Source organism: Sphingomonas sp. PP-F2F-A104-K0414, assembly GCF_004340945.1.
GTDB lineage: Bacteria > Pseudomonadota > Alphaproteobacteria > Sphingomonadales > Sphingomonadaceae > Sphingomonas.
Map to the genome: position 1 here is coordinate 308296 of NZ_SLYD01000001.1, position 19817 is coordinate 328112.

The 19817-nt window shown below is 65.7% G+C and carries 15 protein-coding genes; 11 read left to right on the forward strand and 4 right to left on the reverse strand.

Annotated elements, in window-relative coordinates; genetic code table 11:
• The first annotated feature begins 23 nt into the window (after nucleotides 1-23).
• The 7 genes from C8J46_RS01290 to C8J46_RS01320 all read left to right on the forward strand — a co-directional run bounded on the left by C8J46_RS01290 (nucleotide 24) and on the right by C8J46_RS01320 (nucleotide 7592).
• Nucleotides 24-1031: a LacI family DNA-binding transcriptional regulator gene (locus C8J46_RS01290; RefSeq protein ID WP_132734320.1), complete on the forward strand. Its 1008-nt coding sequence runs from the start codon at nucleotides 24-26 to the stop codon at nucleotides 1029-1031.
• Nucleotides 1032-1115: 84 nt separating this feature from the next.
• A complete protein-coding gene (locus C8J46_RS01295; protein WP_132734322.1) occupies nucleotides 1116-3452 on the forward strand; it encodes a GH92 family glycosyl hydrolase in 2337 nt (778 codons plus the stop codon).
• Nucleotides 3453-3579: 127 nt separating this feature from the next.
• On the forward strand, nucleotides 3580-4410 hold the full coding sequence (locus C8J46_RS01300) for an aldo/keto reductase (RefSeq protein WP_132734324.1): 831 nt from the start codon (nucleotides 3580-3582) through the stop codon (nucleotides 4408-4410).
• A gap of 7 nt (nucleotides 4411-4417) precedes the next feature.
• On the forward strand, nucleotides 4418-4957 hold the full coding sequence (locus C8J46_RS01305; protein ID WP_132734326.1) for a metallophosphoesterase family protein: 540 nt from the start codon (nucleotides 4418-4420) through the stop codon (nucleotides 4955-4957).
• Nucleotides 4954-5238 (forward strand): hypothetical protein, encoded by a 285-nt coding sequence (locus C8J46_RS01310; protein WP_132734328.1) that lies wholly within the window; start codon nucleotides 4954-4956, stop codon nucleotides 5236-5238. The genes C8J46_RS01305 and C8J46_RS01310 overlap by 4 nt, the downstream gene beginning before the upstream one ends.
• Nucleotides 5239-5601: 363 nt before the next feature.
• Nucleotides 5602-6531, forward strand: coding sequence for a galactosyltransferase-related protein (locus C8J46_RS01315; protein ID WP_132734330.1), 930 nt, complete (start codon nucleotides 5602-5604; stop codon nucleotides 6529-6531).
• Complete coding sequence (locus C8J46_RS01320; RefSeq protein WP_132734332.1) at nucleotides 6528-7592, forward strand: glycosyltransferase; 1065 nt, start codon at nucleotides 6528-6530, stop codon at nucleotides 7590-7592. The genes C8J46_RS01315 and C8J46_RS01320 overlap by 4 nt, the downstream gene beginning before the upstream one ends.
• On the opposite strand, the gene C8J46_RS01325 is transcribed toward C8J46_RS01320, so the two are convergent.
• Together C8J46_RS01325 and C8J46_RS01330 are read right to left on the reverse strand one after the other, a co-directional pair.
• Nucleotides 7573-8622 (reverse strand): PepSY-associated TM helix domain-containing protein, encoded by a 1050-nt coding sequence (locus tag C8J46_RS01325; protein ID WP_132734334.1) that lies wholly within the window; start codon nucleotides 8620-8622, stop codon nucleotides 7573-7575. The genes C8J46_RS01320 and C8J46_RS01325 overlap by 20 nt on opposite strands.
• A 1-nt stretch (nucleotide 8623) precedes the next feature.
• On the reverse strand, nucleotides 8624-10771 hold the full coding sequence (locus C8J46_RS01330; RefSeq protein ID WP_132734336.1) for a TonB-dependent receptor: 2148 nt from the start codon (nucleotides 10769-10771) through the stop codon (nucleotides 8624-8626).
• A 169-nt stretch (nucleotides 10772-10940) separates the two neighbouring features.
• Between C8J46_RS01330 and C8J46_RS01335 the strand changes: the two genes are divergently transcribed.
• The 4 genes from C8J46_RS01335 to C8J46_RS01350 all read left to right on the forward strand — a co-directional run bounded on the left by C8J46_RS01335 (nucleotide 10941) and on the right by C8J46_RS01350 (nucleotide 17388).
• Nucleotides 10941-11414, forward strand: coding sequence for a nuclear transport factor 2 family protein (locus tag C8J46_RS01335; protein WP_132734338.1), 474 nt, complete (start codon nucleotides 10941-10943; stop codon nucleotides 11412-11414).
• Nucleotides 11415-11580: 166 nt separating this feature from the next.
• Nucleotides 11581-13017 (forward strand): NAD-dependent succinate-semialdehyde dehydrogenase, encoded by a 1437-nt coding sequence (locus tag C8J46_RS01340; protein ID WP_132734340.1) that lies wholly within the window; start codon nucleotides 11581-11583, stop codon nucleotides 13015-13017.
• A gap of 657 nt (nucleotides 13018-13674) precedes the next feature.
• Complete coding sequence (locus C8J46_RS01345; protein WP_207894053.1) at nucleotides 13675-16380, forward strand: TonB-dependent receptor; 2706 nt, start codon at nucleotides 13675-13677, stop codon at nucleotides 16378-16380.
• Between the two features lie 264 nt (nucleotides 16381-16644).
• A complete protein-coding gene (locus tag C8J46_RS01350) occupies nucleotides 16645-17388 on the forward strand; it encodes a glutathione S-transferase N-terminal domain-containing protein (RefSeq protein WP_207894055.1) in 744 nt (247 codons plus the stop codon).
• Nucleotides 17389-17468: 80 nt separating this feature from the next.
• Here C8J46_RS01350 and C8J46_RS01355 read toward each other — a convergent pair whose 3' ends face one another.
• Nucleotides 17469-18038 (reverse strand): ankyrin repeat domain-containing protein, encoded by a 570-nt coding sequence (locus C8J46_RS01355; protein WP_132734344.1) that lies wholly within the window; start codon nucleotides 18036-18038, stop codon nucleotides 17469-17471.
• Between the two features lie 66 nt (nucleotides 18039-18104).
• On the reverse strand, nucleotides 18105-19808 hold the full coding sequence (locus C8J46_RS01360) for a catalase (RefSeq protein WP_279388883.1): 1704 nt from the start codon (nucleotides 19806-19808) through the stop codon (nucleotides 18105-18107).
• Between the last annotated feature and the right edge of the window lie 9 nt (nucleotides 19809-19817).

Here is a 19817-nt window from a genome sequence, read left to right on the forward strand (position 1 = left end):
ACGACCGGATCCATGACGACCCTATGCCGACGATCATCGAAGTGGCCGCTCTCGCAGGCGTCTCGACCGCCACGGTTTCGCGCGTTCTCAGCCGGCCCGAACAGGTGTCGGAGGAAACGCGCGCGCGCGTGCTGGCGGTCGTTCGCGAGTCCGGTTACGCGCCCAACGTCGCCGCGAGGAGCCTGCGGACGTTGCGCGCGGCGAAGATCCTGCTGACCGTCCCCGATATCTCCAACGCGTTCTTCGCCAGCGTCATTCGCGGCGCCGAGGAGGCGGCAAGGGACGCAGGTTACTCGGTCGTGGTCGGCGACACGCGCCACGATCCGGACGTTGAAGACCAATATGCCGACATGCTCTCCCGCCGCGAGGTCGACGGGCTGATCTTCCTTGGCCACCGCCTGCCAACCAGCCTCGCCCCGCTGATGGCGCGCAAAGGGACTGCCGCGCCGATCGTCAACGGCTGCGAATACAGTCCCGACCTCGGCGTCCCGAGCGTCCATATCGACAATGCCGCCGCCAGTGCCGACGCGATCGAGCATCTGATCGCGCTCGGCCATCGCAGGATCGGCGTCGTCACTGGCCCCGAGATCAGCCCGATCAGCCGCGACCGCCTCGCCGGCGCAATCGACGCCGCGACCCGTGCCGGCCTGCGCGACAGCCTGCACATCCGCATCGGCGACTATTCCGCCGGCCCCGCGGTCGATCACACCCGCGACCTGATCGCGCAGGATGTCACCGCGATCTTCTGCTTCAGCGACGAGATGGCGATGGGCGCACTGAGCGCGATCGGCGACGCCGGGCTGTCATGCCCGAAAGACGTTTCCGTCATAGGCTTCGACGACCTCCCGCTCGCGCGCTATTTTCAGCCGCCGCTGACCACCATCGCGCAGCCCAAGGCGATGATCGGCCGCCGCACCGTCGAGTTGCTTGTCGACATATTGCGCGGCGTCGACAGCCCGTCGCGACAGGTGACGCTGGATCACGAACTGATCGTCCGCGGCAGCACTGCACAGCCAGCTTCGGCCCGCTGATCGATTAAATCGGGCGGCGCTTCTCAGATCGACGCTCGCCTGCAATATTCCGAAGCAATCCCTTCCTCCATACGGGCGATCTCGATGTCGGTTTTCAAGCGATCACGCCTCGCGGGCGCCTTGCTGGGTTTGTTTCTCTCCACCAGCGCCTACGCCCAGGACGCGGCCAGACCGAGCGATGCGGTCGATCCGTTCATCGGGACGGGCGGCGAAGGGCACACGTTCCCGGGCGCAGTCGCGCCTTTCGGCATGGTCCAGTTGTCGCCGGACACCGATACCTCCTGCGTGATCCGCACCTGCTACGGCCACGCCGCCGGCTATCGCTACGACGACCCCACGATCGAGGGGTTCAGCCACACGCATTTCTCTGGCGCGGGCCATTCCGATCTTGGCGACATCCTCGTCATGCCAGTGTCGGGCGACACGGTGCCGATGGACCCCGGCACGCCCGCCGCGCCCGGCTATCGCTCGCGGTTTTCGCACGCCACCGAGGTCGCCAAGCCGGGCTATTACGCGGTCACGCTGGACGGTCCCGGCGTGCGTGCAGAAATGACAGCGGGGACGCGGATCGGCGTGCATCGCTACAGCTTTCCCAAGGGCAAGGCCGCGCATATCGTCGTCGATCTGCGGTCTTCGCTCTATAATTACCCCGGCAAGATTCTGTGGTCGGGGCTGCACATGAGGGACGACGGCGTGCTCACCGGCTTTCGCGAGACGCGCGGCTGGGCGCCCGGGCGCAAGCTCTACTTCGCGATGCGGTTCTCCGCGCCGCTGGTCGGCCATGCGCTGGTCAACCGTGAGCAGGACATCGCGTACAAGGGTTTCCAGGGTCCGGGCCGCGGCAGCGATACGCTAGCGGAGAAGCTCGGCCAGGCACTCGAAGCGCGGCTTGATTTCGGTCCGCTCGACGCACCGCTCGAGGTGAAGGTCGGGATATCAGGGGTCGACGAAGCCGGCGCGCTCGCCAATCTCGACAGTGAGCCCGGCGGCTTCGACGCGGTCCGAGCTAAGACGCAGGGCGACTGGGATAATGCGCTGGGCGCGGTCAAGTTCGAGGCCGCGGCCCCGATGCGCCGGATCTTCGCGACCGCGTTGTACCACAGCCTGCTCGCGCCGAGCGTCTGGAGCGATAGCGATGGGCGGTATCGCGGGCCCGACGATCAGGTTCATCAGGCCGACGGATTCACGGTCCGCTCGACCTTCTCGCTATGGGACACGTTCCGCGCCGAACATCCGCTGCTGACGCTGATCCAGCCGGAGAAGACAAATACCGATATCGTCCGCTCGCTGATCGCCAGCCAGCAGCACAGCCCCGACGGGATCCTGCCGGTCTGGCAGTTCGCCGGACGCGAGACGTGGACGATGATCGGCTATCACGCCGTCCCCGTCATCGCCGACGCGTATATGAAGGGCATTCGCGGCTTCGACGCCGAGGCCGCGTTGCAGGCGATGGTCGCGAGCGCCGACCATGCCTCCTATGGCGGGCTCGGCGAGTATATCCGGCGTGGCTACGTCCCGATCGACAAGGAGCCGGAGGCCGCATCCAAGACGGTTGAATATGCCTATGACGACTGGACGATCGCGCGGATGGCGCGGCGGATGGGCAAGACCGACATCGCCGAGCGGTTCGAGAAACGCGCGGGCAACTGGCGCAACAGCTTCGACGCGAAGACCGGCTGGCTGCGCGCAAGGCTCGCGAACGGCGCGTTCCGCACACCTTTCGATCCGACCGCGATCAACTACGGCTCGGATTATACCGAGGGCAATGCGTGGCAATATAGCTGGTTCGTGCCACAGGATCAGGCAGGCTTGTTCAAGCTGCTCGGCGGCGATGCGAAGACCGTGAAGAAGCTCGACGCGATGTTCGACTTCGACAATTCGAAGGTCGATTACAGCCATGCGGAGGATATCGCCGGGCTGATCGGCCAGTATATCCACGGCAACGAACCGAGCCATCACGTCGCCTATCTCTACAGTTACGCCGGCGCACCGTGGCGGACGCAGGAACGGCTCGGGCAGATCGTGCAGAGCCAATATGGCGCCAAGCCAGAAGGACTCAGCGGCAACGACGATCTCGGCCAGATGTCCGCATGGCTGGTGTTCACGGCGCTCGGCTTTTATCCGGTCGCGCCGGGGTCGAACGAATATGTCATCGGCCGCCCGTTCCTGTCCCAGGCGACGCTGGCACTGCCCGGCGGCAAGCAGTTCGCGATCCGGACGGACAATCTGTCGGACGCCAACCCGTATATCCGGTCGGTCACGCTGAACGGCACGCCCCTCACACGCAGCTATCTGCGCGACGACGAGATCCGGCAGGGTGGCGAATTGCGGTTCGTGATGGGCGCGCAGCCGAACAAGCTCTGGGGCAAGCGTGCGAAGGCCCGGCCGTTTTCGTCCTCGACTGCCGCCCTGCCCCACTGATCTGCCCCGCTGATCTGCGTCCGTCCTATGGCGGAGCGGGTCGACATTGCGGAGACTGGGTGGAGCTATGCGCCCGAACGGCCCCTTCCGCGTTATCCTCTGGAACCGATATCTCGAGAGACAGACCATGAAGAGCGTGACGCTTCCAGGCGGAGAAACGATACCGGCGCTTGGCCAGGGTAGCTGGATGATGGGTGAGCGCGCCGCGCACCGTGCCGACGAGATCGCCGCGCTGCGCCGCGGCGTAGAGCTAGGCATGACGCTGATCGACACCGCGGAAATGTACGGCGATGGCGCAGCCGAGACGTTGATCGGCGAAGCGCTGGGCAGCGTGCGCGATGACATATTTCTCGTCAGCAAGGCGTATCCGCAGAACGCATCGCGCACGCGGCTGGCGGCGGCATGCGAAGCGAGCCTCAAGCGGCTGGGGACCGACCGGCTCGACCTGTATCTGCTGCATTGGCGCGGATCGGTGCCGCTCGCCGAGACGGTCGAGGCGATGGAAGCGCTCAAGGCGGCGGGCAAGATCCGCCATTGGGGCGTGAGCAATCTCGATACCGACGACATGGCCGAACTGATCGAGGGTGGCGGCGATCGCTGTGCGACCGACCAGATCCTCTACAATCTCTCGCGGCGCGGGCCCGAACTCGACCTGATGCCGTGGCTGGCCGCGCACAGCATCCCGGTGATGGCCTATAGCCCGGTCGAGCAGGGCCGGTTGATCGCAGATCCGACATTGGCGCGGATAGCCCGGACGATCGGCGCGAGCCCGGCGCAGGTCGCGCTCGCCTGGGTGCTGAACCGTGATGGCGTCATCGCAATTCCGAAGGCCGGCACGGTGGCGCATGTGCAGGACAATCGTGGTGCGGCGGACCTGCTGCTGTCGCCGGACGATTTGGCCGCGCTGGATACCGCGTTCGCAGCGCCACGGACGCGTCGACCACTCGAAATGCTGTGAGCGTCGGATGACTGTGTATTTCACGGCGGATACGCATTTCGGCGATCATCGGACGCTCAATATTCACCGTCGTCCGTTCGCCAGCGTCGCCGAAATGGACGCCGCGATCGTCACCGGCTGGAACGCGGTCGTTGGTCCCGCGGACACGGTGTGGCATCTCGGCGATGTCGCGCGCCGCCCGTCGGACGTAACCGACCTGCTGGCACAATTGCACGGGACCAAGCATCTGATCCGGGGTAACAACGATCCGCCCGCAACCGACGCGGCCGAAGGGTGGGCCAGCGTACAGGATTACGCCGAACTGACGCTCGACGGGACGGCTCTGGTGCTGTGCCATTACCCGTTCAGCCGCTGGAACGGGCAGCATCGCCGGTCGATCAATCTGCACGGGCATAGCCACGGCAAGCTCAAGCCGGTGCTGCGCCAGTTCGATGTCGGCGTCGACCCGCGCGGCTTTCGCCCGGTAACGCTTGCCAATCTGCTCGACCGTTCACCACGTACCGAAATCCACGATCCGATCATCCGCCGAAGGACTGCAACCGCATGAAGACGTCTTCGCCACACCAGACGGCATCGGACGATTATGCCCATGGCCGACGCGACGGGTTGCGGCTGGCGCTGTCGATCCTCGCGGGCGAGGAGGCGAAATGGGCGGCGCTGCTGGGGGAAAGCTCATCGTGGCGCACCAATGCGATCCGCGAAGTCCGATACAAGACGTTGCAGGTCGCGCAGAGCCGGATCCACACAGTGCTCAATCGCATGACGCCGAAAACGGGTGTCGCGATCGATCCGGAGATCGCCGCCGCGCTCGAAAAGGCGGGACTCTAGCGCCGCGACGTGCGGCGCTCTCGGTCGGCTGTGTGAAGATCCGGGGCAAAATGCGGCCGCCCAAACCGGGGGTGGTGATTTTGTTCGTCGGTCGTTCTGGCTCGGCAACCATGTCGGCCTTCACGTCGTTCTCGACGCAATCCGGGTTCTCGACGCGATCGCGGTTTTCGACGCAATCCGGCAATCCTGTGCGGATTACACTGCTTGCCGTGGAAAGACGGGCCTTATGCCGAGTGCGACGACCGGATTGCCGCCGTGCCCGCGATGATCGCCCCCAATCCCCAGACCGCGCGGCGCTGACCGAGCGGACCGCCTGCCACGCCTGCCCTTTTGCACCCTTCCCCTTCACGCAGAGCTATCATCATGACCGAAGTTTCCGTCGTCACCCTGGGCAAGGGGCGTCCCGATCATCTCGTCAACGTGGTCCGCGGACTGATGCGACAAACGCTGATGCCGGTCGAGCTGATCGTCGCGGTGATGCAGGACGATCTGTACGACCTGCCCGAGGCGCCGTTCCCGATCCGCCAGATGCGGATCGTCGCCGACGCGTTGCCGCTTGCCTCGGCGCGCAACGTCGCGGCGCGGGCAGCGACCGGCGAGGCGATCGTCTTTCTCGACATGGACTGCATTCCGACGCCGAGTTTGCTGGCCGATTATGCCGGGTTCCTCGATAGCTTCGACGGTCTGTTGATGGGTGAGGTCCTGTACCTGCCGGGTGGCGCGACCGCGGGCGACTGGTCGTATGGGCGGTTCGCGGAGATTGCGGTTAAGCATTCGGATCGTCGCGGCCCGCCGCCGCAGGGGATCGAGATCTGCACCGATTATCGCTGTTTCTGGTCGCTCAATTTCGCGATGCGGCGGGCGACGTTCCTCGGCCTTGGCGGCTTCGACGAACGCTATGTCGGCTATGGCGGCGAGGATACCGATTTCGGCAAGGCACTCGACGAGGCGGGCATCCCGATCGCCTGGATCAAGGGCGGTCTGGCGTATCACCAATATCATCCGCACCACATGCCGCCGGTGCATCATCTCGACAGCGTGGTGCGCAACGCCGAGCTGTTCGAGACCAAATGGGGGTATCGGACGATGGGGCATTGGCTCCAGGCGTTCCGGCTGATGGGGCTGATCGATCCCACCCCGGGCCGGCCGATCCGGATCCTGCGACGCCCCGATGCCGCCGATCTCGCGCTGACCGGACAGCAGAGCCACCAGCCCTATGCCAATACCGCGGTCGTGATCCGCCTGCTGGAAGACCGGCTGGCGGCGACCGAGAGCGCCGAGGCGGCCGAATGAGGATCGCCGTCCTGTGCCATGTTCGCCAGCCGATCGCCCAGCCCTTTGCCGGCGGGATGGAATCGCAGTGCTGGCAGCTGGCGGCAGGACTGCAGGCGCGCGGCCATGACGTCGTGCTGTTCGCATCGGGTGACAGCGACCCGCGATCTGCGCTCGATGCGGTGATCCCGGAGGCTTACGAACGGAGCTTTCCCGGCGCCGAGCATCGCGGCGTCGCAGCGCTGATCGCGCATCTCGATAGGGGGTATGCAGCCGCCTGCGACCGGATCGCCGCGGGTGGCTTCGACGTGGTGCACAACAACAGCCTGCACCGGTTTCCGCTCGAGCCGGCGCGGACCGCGATGGTGCCGACGGTCACGTCGCTGCACGTGCCGCCTTACGATGCGCTGCGCTGGTTCGTGCAGGCGAGCGTGGGACCGACGCACCGGCTGACCGCGACCTCGGCCCGCCAGCTCGCCGCCTGGTGGCCGGAGGGCCCCCCGCGCGAAGCCTCGGTGCTGCACAACGGCATCGATCCCGACGCATGGCCGTTCGTCGCGCGGGGCGACGGTAGCGCGGTCTGGTCCGGCAGGATGACGCCCGACAAGGCACCGCACCTCGCGGTCCAGGCGGCGCGGATCGCGGGAGTCCCGCTGACGCTGTTCGGACCGATCGAGGATCGCGACTATTGGGATGCTGCGGTGGTGCCGTTGCTCGACGGCGACGCGCGATACGGCGGACATCTTAGCGGCGCGGCGCTGGCGACCGAGCTGGGACGGGCTTCCGTCTTCGTCTTCACGCCGTGCTGGGACGAGCCGTTCGGGCTGGTCGCGGTCGAGGCGATGGCGTGCGGCCTGCCGGTCGCGGCGTTCGATTCGGGTGCGGTCCGCGAGATCATCGGCGAAACCGGAGCGTTCGCGCCCGCGGGCGATGTCGCGGCGCTGGCCCGCGCGATCGTCGCTGCGCTGGATGCACCCCGCGCGGTGCAACGCGAGCGGGTCGAGGCGGCGTTCACGCGCGACCGGTGGCTGGACCGCTGCGAAGCCTTGTACCGGGCCGCCCTCAACGGCGCGGCCGCTTGAACCAGAAGCTCCAGACGCTGAGCGTCCCGAGCAGGCCGAGCACGAGCCCCGACAGCGTCATCACGAGGCGGTAGCCGAGACCGCCGACCTTCGCCGCATGGAGCGGGTACAGAATGTTGTAGGCCGCGACCACGCGCGAGTGCGACGCGGCGTCGCGTGCCGCCAGCAGATGGCCGTCATCGGCGGCGAACCACAATGTCGTGCGGCCGTTCGGGAGCCATTCCGCCGGTCGCTTCATGCGCAGCGTGACGACGCCGCTGCCGTTGCGGGGAAGCGACAGGCTGCGCAGTTCGGCGTCGGGAAAGCGCGTCCGCGCGGCGATGACCATGCCCCGCCAATCGAGATGGTCGGCGAGCGCGACCTTGGCGCCGGTCGGCGGCTTCAGCGCCGCGTCGATCGTCGCGGGTGCGGCGGGCCCGAGGAACACCGCGGTCAGCGGGCGGAACACCAATGTCGCGCCGGTCAGCAGCGACAGCACCAGCAGCGGCGCCGCGACGATCCCCAAATCGCGGTGATGTCGGACGATCGCCGGACGACTGAGCCGCTTCGGCAGCAACCGGAACGCAAACGTCTTGCGCGTCCGCCACCACAGGATCGTGCCGGTGATCACGAAGAACAGCCCCGCCACGCCTGCGATACCGATGATCGTCTCGCCCGTGTCGCCTGAAAAGAGATGATGGTGCAGGTCGAACAGCCATAATTCGGGCCGCGCCCATTGGCTCTGCCACTGGCTGACGATCGTGCCGGCCTGGTCGGTATAGGCGCCTGCCCCCTTGCCGAAATCGAGCCGGTCTACGCCGAGATTGGCGTTGGCGAACGTGATGCTCTGCGGCCGGGTCGCGGGGTTCGCCATCAACCGCTCGGTGGTCTCGGCAAGCAGGCGCGTCTGCTGGATCTGCGCATCACCGGCATGGGGCACCATGATCCACGCATCGCGGTGAACGAGGATCGCGCCGGTCAGCCCGAGGATCGCGAGCACCAGTCCGAGAAACCCGCCGGTCCAGCGGTGCAACGTGTCGAGCAGCGCCATGCTAGAACCTGACGTCCCAGCCGAGCGTGAAATTGCGGCCGCGCCCGGAGAAGAAATGCGCGTTGTCGGTCGGCCGCACCGTGTCGCTGTAATAATCGATGTAGAACTGGTCGAAGATGTTCTGCGCGCTCAACGTCAGCGCGCCGATCGGCAACGCGTAGCGTATCGACGCATCGGTGACAGTGTAGCCGCTGAAGTCATTGGCGGCGGGCAGCCCGGCATATTTGCGCGCGAGGTAGAATTGCTGCTGGACGCGGGCGGACACCTTGCCGCGGACATAGCTGGCGGCGAGATTCAGCCGATCGGGCGAGATGTTCGCGCCGTCGAGATCGATATCCACAGCGCCGTCGTCGTTCGAGTCCGTCCGCCCGACCACATGCGCAAACCCGGTCGACAGCGTCAGCCCCGGTAGCGGCATCCGCGCCTCCAGATTGACCTCGATGCCCTGGATCTCGACACGCTGGCGTTGCGCTTCATACGCACCGCCCGTGAACACCAGAACCTGTCCGCGCGTGCTGGTCGACCAGAAATAGGTCGCGCTCGCGTTCATCGGTCCGCGCTTCACCTCGACGCCGAGTTCGCGGTTGTTCGACACGATCGGCGCGATGTCGACATAGTTGTCGAGATCGACGCCATCGCGGTTGATCGCGCGCGAGATGCGGCCGACATCGGGCACGGTAAACCCTTGGGCATAGCTGCCATAGGCGCGGATGCCGGGGATCGGCTCGACGATGACGCCGCCGTTGAACAGCGCCTTGCTGAAGCTCGGGCTGCCCCCTGCCACTGCATGGCTGCCGTAGGAGGCGAGCGTGGTGTAGTCGTCGATGACGATCTCGACGTTCTCGTAGCGCGCGCCGCCCGCGATCCGCACGACCTTGTCGAACAGCGCGAGATTGACCTGTCCGAACGGTGCGAGGCTGCGGAAATCCGCGGGTGGCACCCAGACGCGGTCGGTCGCGATCAGGCGTTGTTCGGTACGGTCGAACAGCGCGTCGAAGCCGAGCGTTGCGGTCAGCGCCTCGAAGCCGGGGACGGCGCGCTCGTAACTGAACTTGCCGCCATATTTGCGCGAGCGATTCTGCGACTGATCGAACAAATGGCCGACGGGTGCGAGCCGCACGTCCTGAAACGTCGCGATCGGCGCGACCTCGCCGCCGAACGTGTCGCGCGACCGGTTGAAGAAGACCTGGGTCACGAGATTGCCGCCCCACAGGTCTGGATCGGTGAGCGACAGCGCGATGCTCTCGGTCCGGTTTTCGGCAGGGTCGCCCGGCGGCGTGCCGCGCACCGACGTCGTCGGCAGGTTCGTGCGGAAATCACCGTTGCTGGCGATGTAATTGCCGCCGCCCCTCAGCTCGAAGCGATTGGCGATCAGGTCGATCCGCGCGGTATCGGTCAGCGCATAGCCGGCGCGCGCGAATACCGACCAGCTGCGCGAATCCTGCGTCTCGCCCTGCGTCAGGTCGGTGCCGACGCGGTTGCCGTGACCATCGTAGAACGCACCGCGCTTGTCGTAGGCGCCGCCCGCCATGACGTCGAAACGCCCCGACTTCCACGCGAGCAGCCCGGCGACCTTGCCGCCATTGCCGTCACCGCTGAAGCCGGTGTCGGTCGTCCCCTGCACCAGCGCGCGGCCCGATAGGCCTTCGGTGCGTGGCGGTTGCACGGTCCCCTGGTTGACGATCCCGCCGGTGCCGCCGATCCCCTGCAACGCGTTCGAGCCGTAGATCAGCTCGACCCGGTCGATGAAGAACGGATCGATCGTGAAGCCGTCGCGCGATCCATCGCGCAGCGGCGTCGACTGCGGAATACCGTTGATCGCGTAGAGCGGCGAGCGCCCGCGCAACGTCTCGCCCGCACCCGACAGCTTCTGTCGCGTCGGCGAGAAGGAGGGCGTCAGGTTCGAGACCGCATCGACCACCGATCCGCCGATTGCGACCTGCTGATCGAGCGCCGCACGGTCGATCACGTCGATCGTCAGCGGCAATGCGTTGGGCGGCAGGATGCTGCGCGTCGCACTGACGATGATGTCCGGTGAGAGTTGATCCTCGGTATCGCCCGGCGCCGAAACCGTAGGGAGCTGCGCCGACACCGGCGCCGTCGCGCCGATAATCGGCAGCGTCAATATCCCGAGAAGTCCGTACCGCATGATGTCCCCCGATTGCGGTTGCGCCCTAGCCGGGCTGGAACGCTAATGCAAATCGTTCGCACTTGACGTTTGGGGAGCGCAGTAATTCGTCTATGTCGCCAGCTGGCGCTGTCGCTCGTGGTCGAGCAGGATATAACCGGCACCGGACACGAACTCGTTTGGAACCGTCATGACCAACCTTCGCCTGCCAATACCGCCCTTCACCGCCGAAACCGCGACCCAGAAGGTCCGGGCGGCCGAGGATGGCTGGAATGGCCGCGATCCTTCACGCGTCGCCAGCGCCTATACCGCCGACAGCGCATGGCGAAACCGGGACGTGTTCATCACCGGTCGCGACGCGATCACCGCGTTCCTTGCCGACAAATGGACCCGCGAGCAGGACTATCGCCTGATCAAGGAGCTATGGGCGTTCACCGACGACCGGATCGCGGTGCGCTTCGCCTATGAGTGGCACGACGACGCAGGAAACTGGTTCCGGTCCTATGGCAACGAGAACTGGGCATTCGCCGCGGACGGGCTCATGCGCGAACGGCACGCGAGCATAAACGACGTCGCGATCACCCCGGACGAACGCCTGTTTCACTGGGATCGCGCGGGGGTTCGGCCAGCGGACCATCCCGGCCTTTCGGACCTCGGGCTCTGATCCGCGGGCGAGATCGCGCTCGACCGGTCGGGCGATTGCCACGCACGATCTCTTGATCGCGCAGCGGGGCTTATCGTGGCGCACCGGGACAACGACATCCAGAACAGCGACATCCCCGAAACGACATCATCGTTCAGCTACCTTCACGCCACAACGGAGACGATTCATGACGACGGCCTATGATACCAAGCTCGGTCTGTATATTGCCGGCGAATGGCTGAGCGGTGACGGTCGCGACACGCGCGACGTGCTCAATCCAGCGACCGGTTCGGGTCAGGCGGCGTTGCCGCTCGCCAATGCCGCGGACCTCGATCGCGCGCTCGAAGCGACGCAGCGCGGGTTCGTCACGTGGCGCGCGACGCCGCCCGAAAAGCGTGCGGCGATCCTGGTACGGACCGCGCAGCTGTTGCGCGAACGCGGCGATCATATCGCGCGCATCGCGACGCTGGAGCAGGGCAAGATCCAGGCCGAGGCGAAGGGCGAGGTTGCGTTCGCCGCAGCGCTGCTCGATTTCCACGCCGCCGAGGCGCAACGGATCTATGGTCGCGTCCTGCCGCGCCCATCGGGGTCGCGCAGCCTGGTCCTGCACCAGCCGGTCGGGCCGGTCGCGGCGTTCTGCGCCTGGAATTTTCCGATCATGAACGTCGTGCGCAAGATCGCCCCCGCGGTCGCGGCCGGGTGCACGATCATCATCAAGCCATCGGAGGAAACCGCGGGTAGCGCGGTCGAGGTCATGCGCTGTTTCCAGGATGCCGGGTTGCCGGGCGACGTCGCGCAGTGCGTGTTCGGCGTACCCGACATGGTGTCGCGCCATCTGCTGGCCTCACCGATCACGCGGAAGCTGAGCTTCACCGGGTCGGTGCCGGTCGGCAAGGCGCTGATGAAGCTGGCGGCGGACACGATGATGCGGACGACGATGGAGCTTGGCGGGCATGGCCCGGTGCTGGTGTTCGACGATTGCGATCTCGACAAGACGCTCGACACGCTGGTCGCGCACAAGTTTCGCAATGCCGGGCAGGTCTGCGTCGCGCCGACGCGGTTCCACGTCCAGGACGGCATCTACGACCGGTTCGCCAAGGGCTTTGCCGAGCGGACGCGGACGCTGAAGATCGGTGACGGCATGGATGCGGCAAGCCAGATGGGCCCGATGGCCAATGCCCGCCGCCCCGATGCGATCGCCGAGCTGGTCGGCGACGCGACCGGGCACGGTGCCAAGCTGCTGGCGGGCGGCGACTATGGTGGAGGGGGCGGGTTCTTCTTCCAGCCGACGGTGCTGGGCGACGTTCCGCTATCGGCGCGCGCGATGAACGAGGAGCCGTTCGGCCCGCTCGCGTTGCTCAGCCGCTTTGGGTCCGACGAGGAGGCGATTGCCGAAGCCAACCGCCTGCCGTTCGGTCTGGCAGCCTATTGCTTCACCGAGAATGGCCGTCGCCAGAACCTGCTCGGCGACGCGATCGAGGCGGGGATGATCGCGATCAACAATGTCCGGCTGAGCTATCCCGACAGCCCGTTTGGCGGGGTGAAGGAAAGCGGGCACGGATCCGAGGACGGTCCCGAGGGCATCGCCGCGCATCTCGTCACCAAGGCCGTGCACATCAGCTGATCCGGACACGTCGTCCGGCCGCTGGCCTGATGACCCCGTAGCATATCACGCCGCAGGGCTTTCCGTTCCAGGACGGAAAGCCCTGCGTTTCCGCGCGTGTTCGGCGGCGATCGAAGGAGGTCGGCGGATCGGCGTAGTTGCGTCTTCAAGGTCGCTCGTGCGGCTCGAGCGCGCCTCCCCCGCGCGTCATCACATGAGATAAAAATGCAACAAAACGGCAGAAGGAATGCCTTCTGCCGCATTTTCTATTGTCAAACCGGCCTCGCTATGGCGAATTGTTGCAATAATGTTTCTCGGTCCACGCGATCGGGAACCATCGGTTGTCGCCTTGGCCCGGGAAGGAAGGTTTGCGTTGCAGTCTGCCGTTCGTCCTCCCAGCCCGATGCCGTCCGCATGTGGTTCGATCAGGGCTCTCGTCCCTGTTCCACCGACCCATGCCGACAACGCCGCCAGTGTTCATCGCCGCACGACCGTCGCGCGAGATCGTGCCCAGTTTGCCGTTTCGGCCGAGGGGCTCGCACCGCGCGCGCTGCCGCGCCGTGCCCGTCGCACCGAGTATAAAGACACTTGCAAACACGCCGAGCGCAATCGGCGGTCCAAAGCGAGGACGCGTTAGGGAAGGATCCTGAAAGCCACTTTTCAAGGGGGCTAAGGATAATGAAGTACACGACCTCAACCGTCGCCATGGCGGTCGCATTGGTATCCGGATCCCAGGCACATGCCGTCGGCCGAGCACCGCCGCAGGACGCCGTCCCCGCATCCGCGCAGGATACGGCACCGCAAGCCGTCGCGCCAGTCGAAGCCGAACCCGCCGGTGACATTCTCGTGCTGGGTACGCGCCGAACCGATCGGACGCTGGCAAACTCGGCCTCGCCGGTCGACATCATCAGTTCGGCCGACCTGACGACGCAGCCCGCCGCGAACATGATCGATGCGCTCAAGAACATCGTGCCGTCGTTCTACGCCGGGCAGAACTCGATCTCGGACGCCTCGACCTTCGTCCGCTCGCCGTCGCTGCGTGGTCTGTCGGGCGACCAGGTCCTCGTGATGCTCAACGGCAAGCGCTACAATCGATCGGCGCTGGTGCAGGTCTATGGCGGCAGCGACACCGGGCTCGGCCGCGGTGCGCAGGGCCCCGACATCTCGGCGATCCCGTCGCTCGCGATCGGCAACCTGCAGGTGCTGCGCGAAGGCGCCACCGCGCAATATGGCTCGGATGCGATCGCCGGCGTGCTGAACTACGGGCTGCGCGAGGACCAAGGTATCGAACTGGTCGGACGCACCGGGCAATATTATGCCGGCGACGGCGAAAGCTATCAGATCGCGGGCAATGCCGGCATCAAGGGCGATTGGGGCTTCATCAACGCGACCGGCGAATATGTCGATGAGGGCCAGACTAGCTTAGGCCGGACCCGCCCGTCGGCGGCGAACTTCGCGCAGAACTTCCCCGAACTGGCGTCGCAGCTGCCTAATTACCCGCTGCCCGTGCAGATCTGGGGCAATTCGCCGTCGCACGGGTTCAAGTCGGTGCTCAATGCGGCGATCAACGTCACGCCCGACAGCAAGCTGTATTTCTTCGGCAACTACGCCGAGAACAAGGGTAACCAGAGCTTCAACTATCGCGCTTCGGTGAGCAGCACCGCGGTCGACACGAATGGCGTCGTGCGCAATCAGGGGGCCAATGGCGCGTTCAACAACACGTTCTTCCTGACCCCCTGCCCCGCTGGCAGCGCGACCTGCAAGGCGGGTGGCTTCGTGCGGGACGGCAACACCTTCAAGTTCAACCAGCTCTATCCGGCCGGCTTCACGCCGCGCTTCGTCGGCAAGACGCAGGAGCTCTACGGCGTGCTCGGCTACAAGGGGACCAGCGGCGACTTCAGCTACGACCTGTCGGGAACGCTGGCGCGCAACAAGCTATCGCTGTCGATGTATGACTCCGCCAACTTCTCCTACGGGCCGGCGACGCAGACGAGCTTCGATTTCGGGGACCTGATCCAGCGGGAAGTGAACTTCAACGCGGACTTCACCTATGCGGCCGAGGTCGGCTTGGCGGCGCCGTTGACGATTTCGGCAGGCGGCGAATTCCGCAAGGAGACTTACGAGCAGACCGCGGGCGACCTGCAATCCTATGCCGCCGGTCCCTATGCCGTCGCGCAGCAGCTCTACACGCTGACCGCGCCGGGCGTGTACACGGCGTCCGGCAGCACCGCGGCGCAAGGCGTCGGCGCCAGCGGCTATGCCGGCACCAGCGAGGCGACCGCGGGCAAGTTCGACCAGAAGGCCTATGCCGCCTATGTCGGTCTCGAAACCGATCTGACCGAGGCGCTGACGGTCGGCGCCGCCGGTCGCTACGAGCATTACAACACCTTCGGCAGCGCCTGGGTCGGCAAGGTCAACGCGCTCTACAAGCTCGTCGAGGGCCTCTCGGTCCGCGGCAGCTTCGGCACCGGCTTCCACGCGCCGTCGCCGGGCCAGTCGAACGTCTCGATCGTCACGACATCGTTCAACAACGGCAACGCGTTCCAGGCGGGCACCTATCCGGTCGACAGCGCACCGGCGCAATATTACGGCGCGGAGGCCCTGACGCCGGAGAAATCGACCAACTATGGCGCCGGCGTCATCCTCGAGCCGGTCCGCGGCATGACGATCACGATCGACGGCTATCAGATCGATCTGCGCAACCGGATCGGGCTGACGTCGCCGTTCATCGTCGACGCGGCAGCGGTCGCTGCGCAGCCCGCGCTGCAAGCGGTCGGCGTCGACGGGCAGGTGCAGTATTTCACCAACGGCTTCAAGACGCAGACGCGCGGCGTCGACTTCGTCGGCACCTATCGCACCAAGTTCAGCGGGGCAATGCTCAACTTCTCGCTGGCCTACAACTACAACAACACCAAGCTCAAATCGTTCGACCAGCAGGTGATCGGGCTTGCGCAACGGATCGATGCCGAAAACCTGGCGCCGAAACATCGCCTGGTGGCAAACGCGAACTGGTCCTTGGGCAATCTGAGCTTCAACGTGCGGGAAAACTATTACAGCTCGTGGACCAGCGCGCAGGATTACGGGGTGACCGTCAGCAAGGCGGCTACCGCGACGACGCCGGCGGAGGGGTACGCCAATCAACGGTTCGGCGACAAGTTCACCACCGATCTCGAACTGAGCTACATCTTCGCCGAGCATTTCACGCTGTCGATCGGGGCGCAGAACTTCACCGACGAGCACCCCGATCGCCTTGCGGCGAATTCGACGGTGCAGATCTATCCGCTGACCGGGGGAACGTCCGATGGTCAGGTCTATGCGCGGAACGGCGGACCGTTCGGGTTCAACGGCGGCTTTTATTACACCCGCCTGCGCGTGAAATACTGATCCGGACAGGGGCGCGGGATGCGCCCCTTTTTGGCCAAACCGGTCTTTCTCTGCGGAGCATGCTTTGCGGCGTGCTCCGCCTTACCGATTCTGCTGTGGTTGAGCGCATCGGACTCCTCACGGACCGTCATCAGGCCGGCAAGGACCTGGCCGCACGGTTCGCACTAGGCATCTAGCAGACCAACCAAGTGGTAGATAGGCATTGACACGAGCGTGGTATGCGGACATTCAATGCGCTACCGATCACTTGGTAGGGATGAAACCTTGATTGCTCAGCTGCCCTCGACGCCCGCGACGACCCAATCAAACACGCCCGCGAAGCTTCGCCTGTTCACGTCGCCGTCCGCGTTCCCCAACCCGCAGCGTCTGCGCATCTTCCTGCACGAAAAGGGCATCGCCGACCGGTTCGACGAAACCGTCTACGACATGGCCCCGGTCGGCGAGCAACGGCAGTGGAAGCATCTGAAGATGAACCCCTGGGGCGAGACGCCGACGCTTGAACTGGCGGACGGCAGCTTCATCTCGGAGACCGCGGCGGTCGTGCGCTATCTAGACCAGGCGTTTCCGGGTCGGCGGATCATGGGCGAGACACCGGAAGACCAGGGTCTCGACACGATGTGGGACAATCGGATCTGGGTCCATATCCTCTACCGCATCACGACCGCGTTCCACGTCCTGCACCAGGGTCTCGGCCCCAAGCTCGAACTGACCGCCAACGCCGCGTGGGGCGAGCATTGCCGTAAGGAGGCGCTGGCGCATACCGCGCTGGTGGACCGGCATCTGGCCGATGGCCGCGAGTGGCTGCTCGGGGGTGACGAACCCACGTTCTCGGATATCACGCTAGCGACCGCGATCGCGTTCTCGAAGTTCGAGGTGAACGCGATGCCGCTCGACGAGCGGTATGAGCATATCGATGCGTTCTGGCAGCGTTGGCAGCGCCGGCCGACGTTCCTCGCCGCCTATGCGGACCGGAGCAGCGGCGTGCCGGAACTCGACGATCGTCGCTAACCAGCGCGCGGTCGGCGGACCGCACGTGCCGACGGCCGGCACGTGCGGTAGGAATAGGGGCGGTTCGGAATGAGGGCGCCCTAGCGCTTCACCCGCACGGCCATCGGCGCATTGCCCTGATCGGCGGCGACCGAGCTTGCGGATCTACCTGCAGCGTCCTGGATTGTCCGGTCGGCGCCCGTCGCGAGGAGCATGTCGACCTGCCGCGTGCGGTTGAAGAGCGAGGCCATCATCAGCGCGGTCTGCCCGGCATTGTTGCGCGCGTTGACGTCGCATCCCGCCTTCAGCAGCCGCGCCGCGATCGCGTCCTCACCCTTGAAGGCGACGCCCATCTGCGCGGTGTTGCCCTGATCGCGGTCCGGGCGGCATGCGTTCGCCCCCTTGGCGATCAGCGCATCGACGGTCGCCGCCTGCCCGTTATACGCGGCCAGAATCAACGGCGTGAATCCGCGATCGTCATACGCATTGATATCCGCACCAGACTTGAGCAGCGGATCGATCATGTCGGTGCGACCGAGCCGGGCCGCATCGAACAGCAATTGCTGACGGCGCTCCGGCGATGGCGCGACCACCGCAGGTGATGCCGGGCGGTCGGCGGGCGCGACTTGTGGCGTCGCGGCGGCGGCCAGCGCCGCAAAGAATATCAGCATCGTCAGTCTCGTTCTTGGAAGCAGAATAGAGGGGGCACGGATCACGCCGCACCCCCTGCCCGCTTCTCAGCGGCGCGAAGTCTGCGCCGGGTTGGCGGTGCGGTACTCTGCGACAGCGCGCGACACGTCCGCCATCGGCACGTTGACCGCGGTCGCAAGGCGCGTGCCGAAGTCCTGATCCGCCTGGTAGAAATAGCTGACCATGATCGTCTTCGTCCGCGCCGACGTGACGACGTTCAGGTCGCCCGCCAGGTTGGTGACGAGGTCGGTCCGGTCCTGCGGCTTCAGTGCGCGGTAGAACTCGCCCGCCTGCGCGAAGTTGTTGGTCTTAGCGATCGGCTTGGCGTCGACCGTCGCATCAACCGCATAGGTCGAGGCGCGGTAGCGGGCGTCGGTCGACTTCGCGGCGGTTGCGGCCGGGAAATAATTGACGTCCGAGGTCCGCGTGGCGTGATCGAGCTCACCGTCCTGGTTGTTGTTGACGACGCTGGCGAGCGGCCGGTTGACGGGCAGTTGCATGACGTTCGCGCCGATGCGGTGACGCTGCGTATCCGAATAGGAGAACAGCCGGCCCTGGAGCATGCGGTCGGGCGACGCCTCGATCCCTGGCACCATGTTGGCGGGCGCGAACGCCGACTGCTCGGTGAACTCGAAGAAGTTGGTCGGCACCTTGTTGAGCGTCATCTCGCCGATCTTGCGAAACGGCACGCCCAGCCACTCCTTGGTGTCGTCGAACGGGTTGTAGTCGAGCTTGGCGAACTCGGACGGCTTCATCGTCTGCACCATCAGGTCCCAGGTCGGGTAATCACCCTTGGCAATTTCACCGTAGAGATCGTCGGTCAGGTAGTTCCACGACGCGGTCGCGACCTGTGCGCCGTTGAGATTCTTCACACCCTGGCGGCTGATCCAGCGGAACTTGGCGAACACGGTTTCGCCCTTCGCATTGACCAGCTTGAATGCGTGGACGCCGTTGCCGTCCATCGTCCGGTACGACGCGGGCGTGCCGAGGTTCGAATAGACGTGGGCGAGCATGTTGGTCGCCTCGGGCGTGGCCGAGAAGAAGTCGAAGAACCGGTTGGGGTCCTGCTTGTTCGTCACCGGCGAGGGCTTCAGCGAATGGATCATGTCCGGAAACTGGATCGCGTCGCGGATGAAGAAAATCGGCAGGTTATTCCCGACGAGGTCCCAGTTACCCTGGTCGGTGTAGAACTTGGTCGCGAAGCCGCGTGGGTCGCGCATGCCCTCGGGGCTGCCCGACGGGTGGATCACGGTCGAGAAGCGGACGAACACAGGCGTCTGCTTGCCGTTCGCGAACAGCGATGCGCTGGTGATGTTCGAGATATCGGCGGTCGCGGTGAACACGCCGTGCGCGCCGGTGCCGCGCGCGTGGACGACGCGCTCGGGTTCACGCTCGCGGTCGAACCGGGCGAGCTTTTCGATCAGCGTGGTGTCTTCGAGCAGCACCGGACCAAGATCGCCGGCTGCCTTCGAGTTACGGTTCTCGCCGATCGGCGCACCGTTGTCGCGCGTCATCTGCGGGGCCGCCGTACTGCCGGCGTCGCCCTTTGCATCGACGGTGCCGGCGACACCGGCCTGCGCGAGCGCGGGCTTGCCGGCGCTGACCGGCGCGGCCGCGGTGGTCATGCGGGTCTCGGCCTGCGTGTTGGCTGGCGTCATCGTCTGCGCGGCAACCGGCTGGATGAGGGCGCTGGGCGAGGCTGCGACAAGCAGCATCGCCGCCATCGCCTGACGGCTGTTCAAGTTCTTCATCGGGACCCT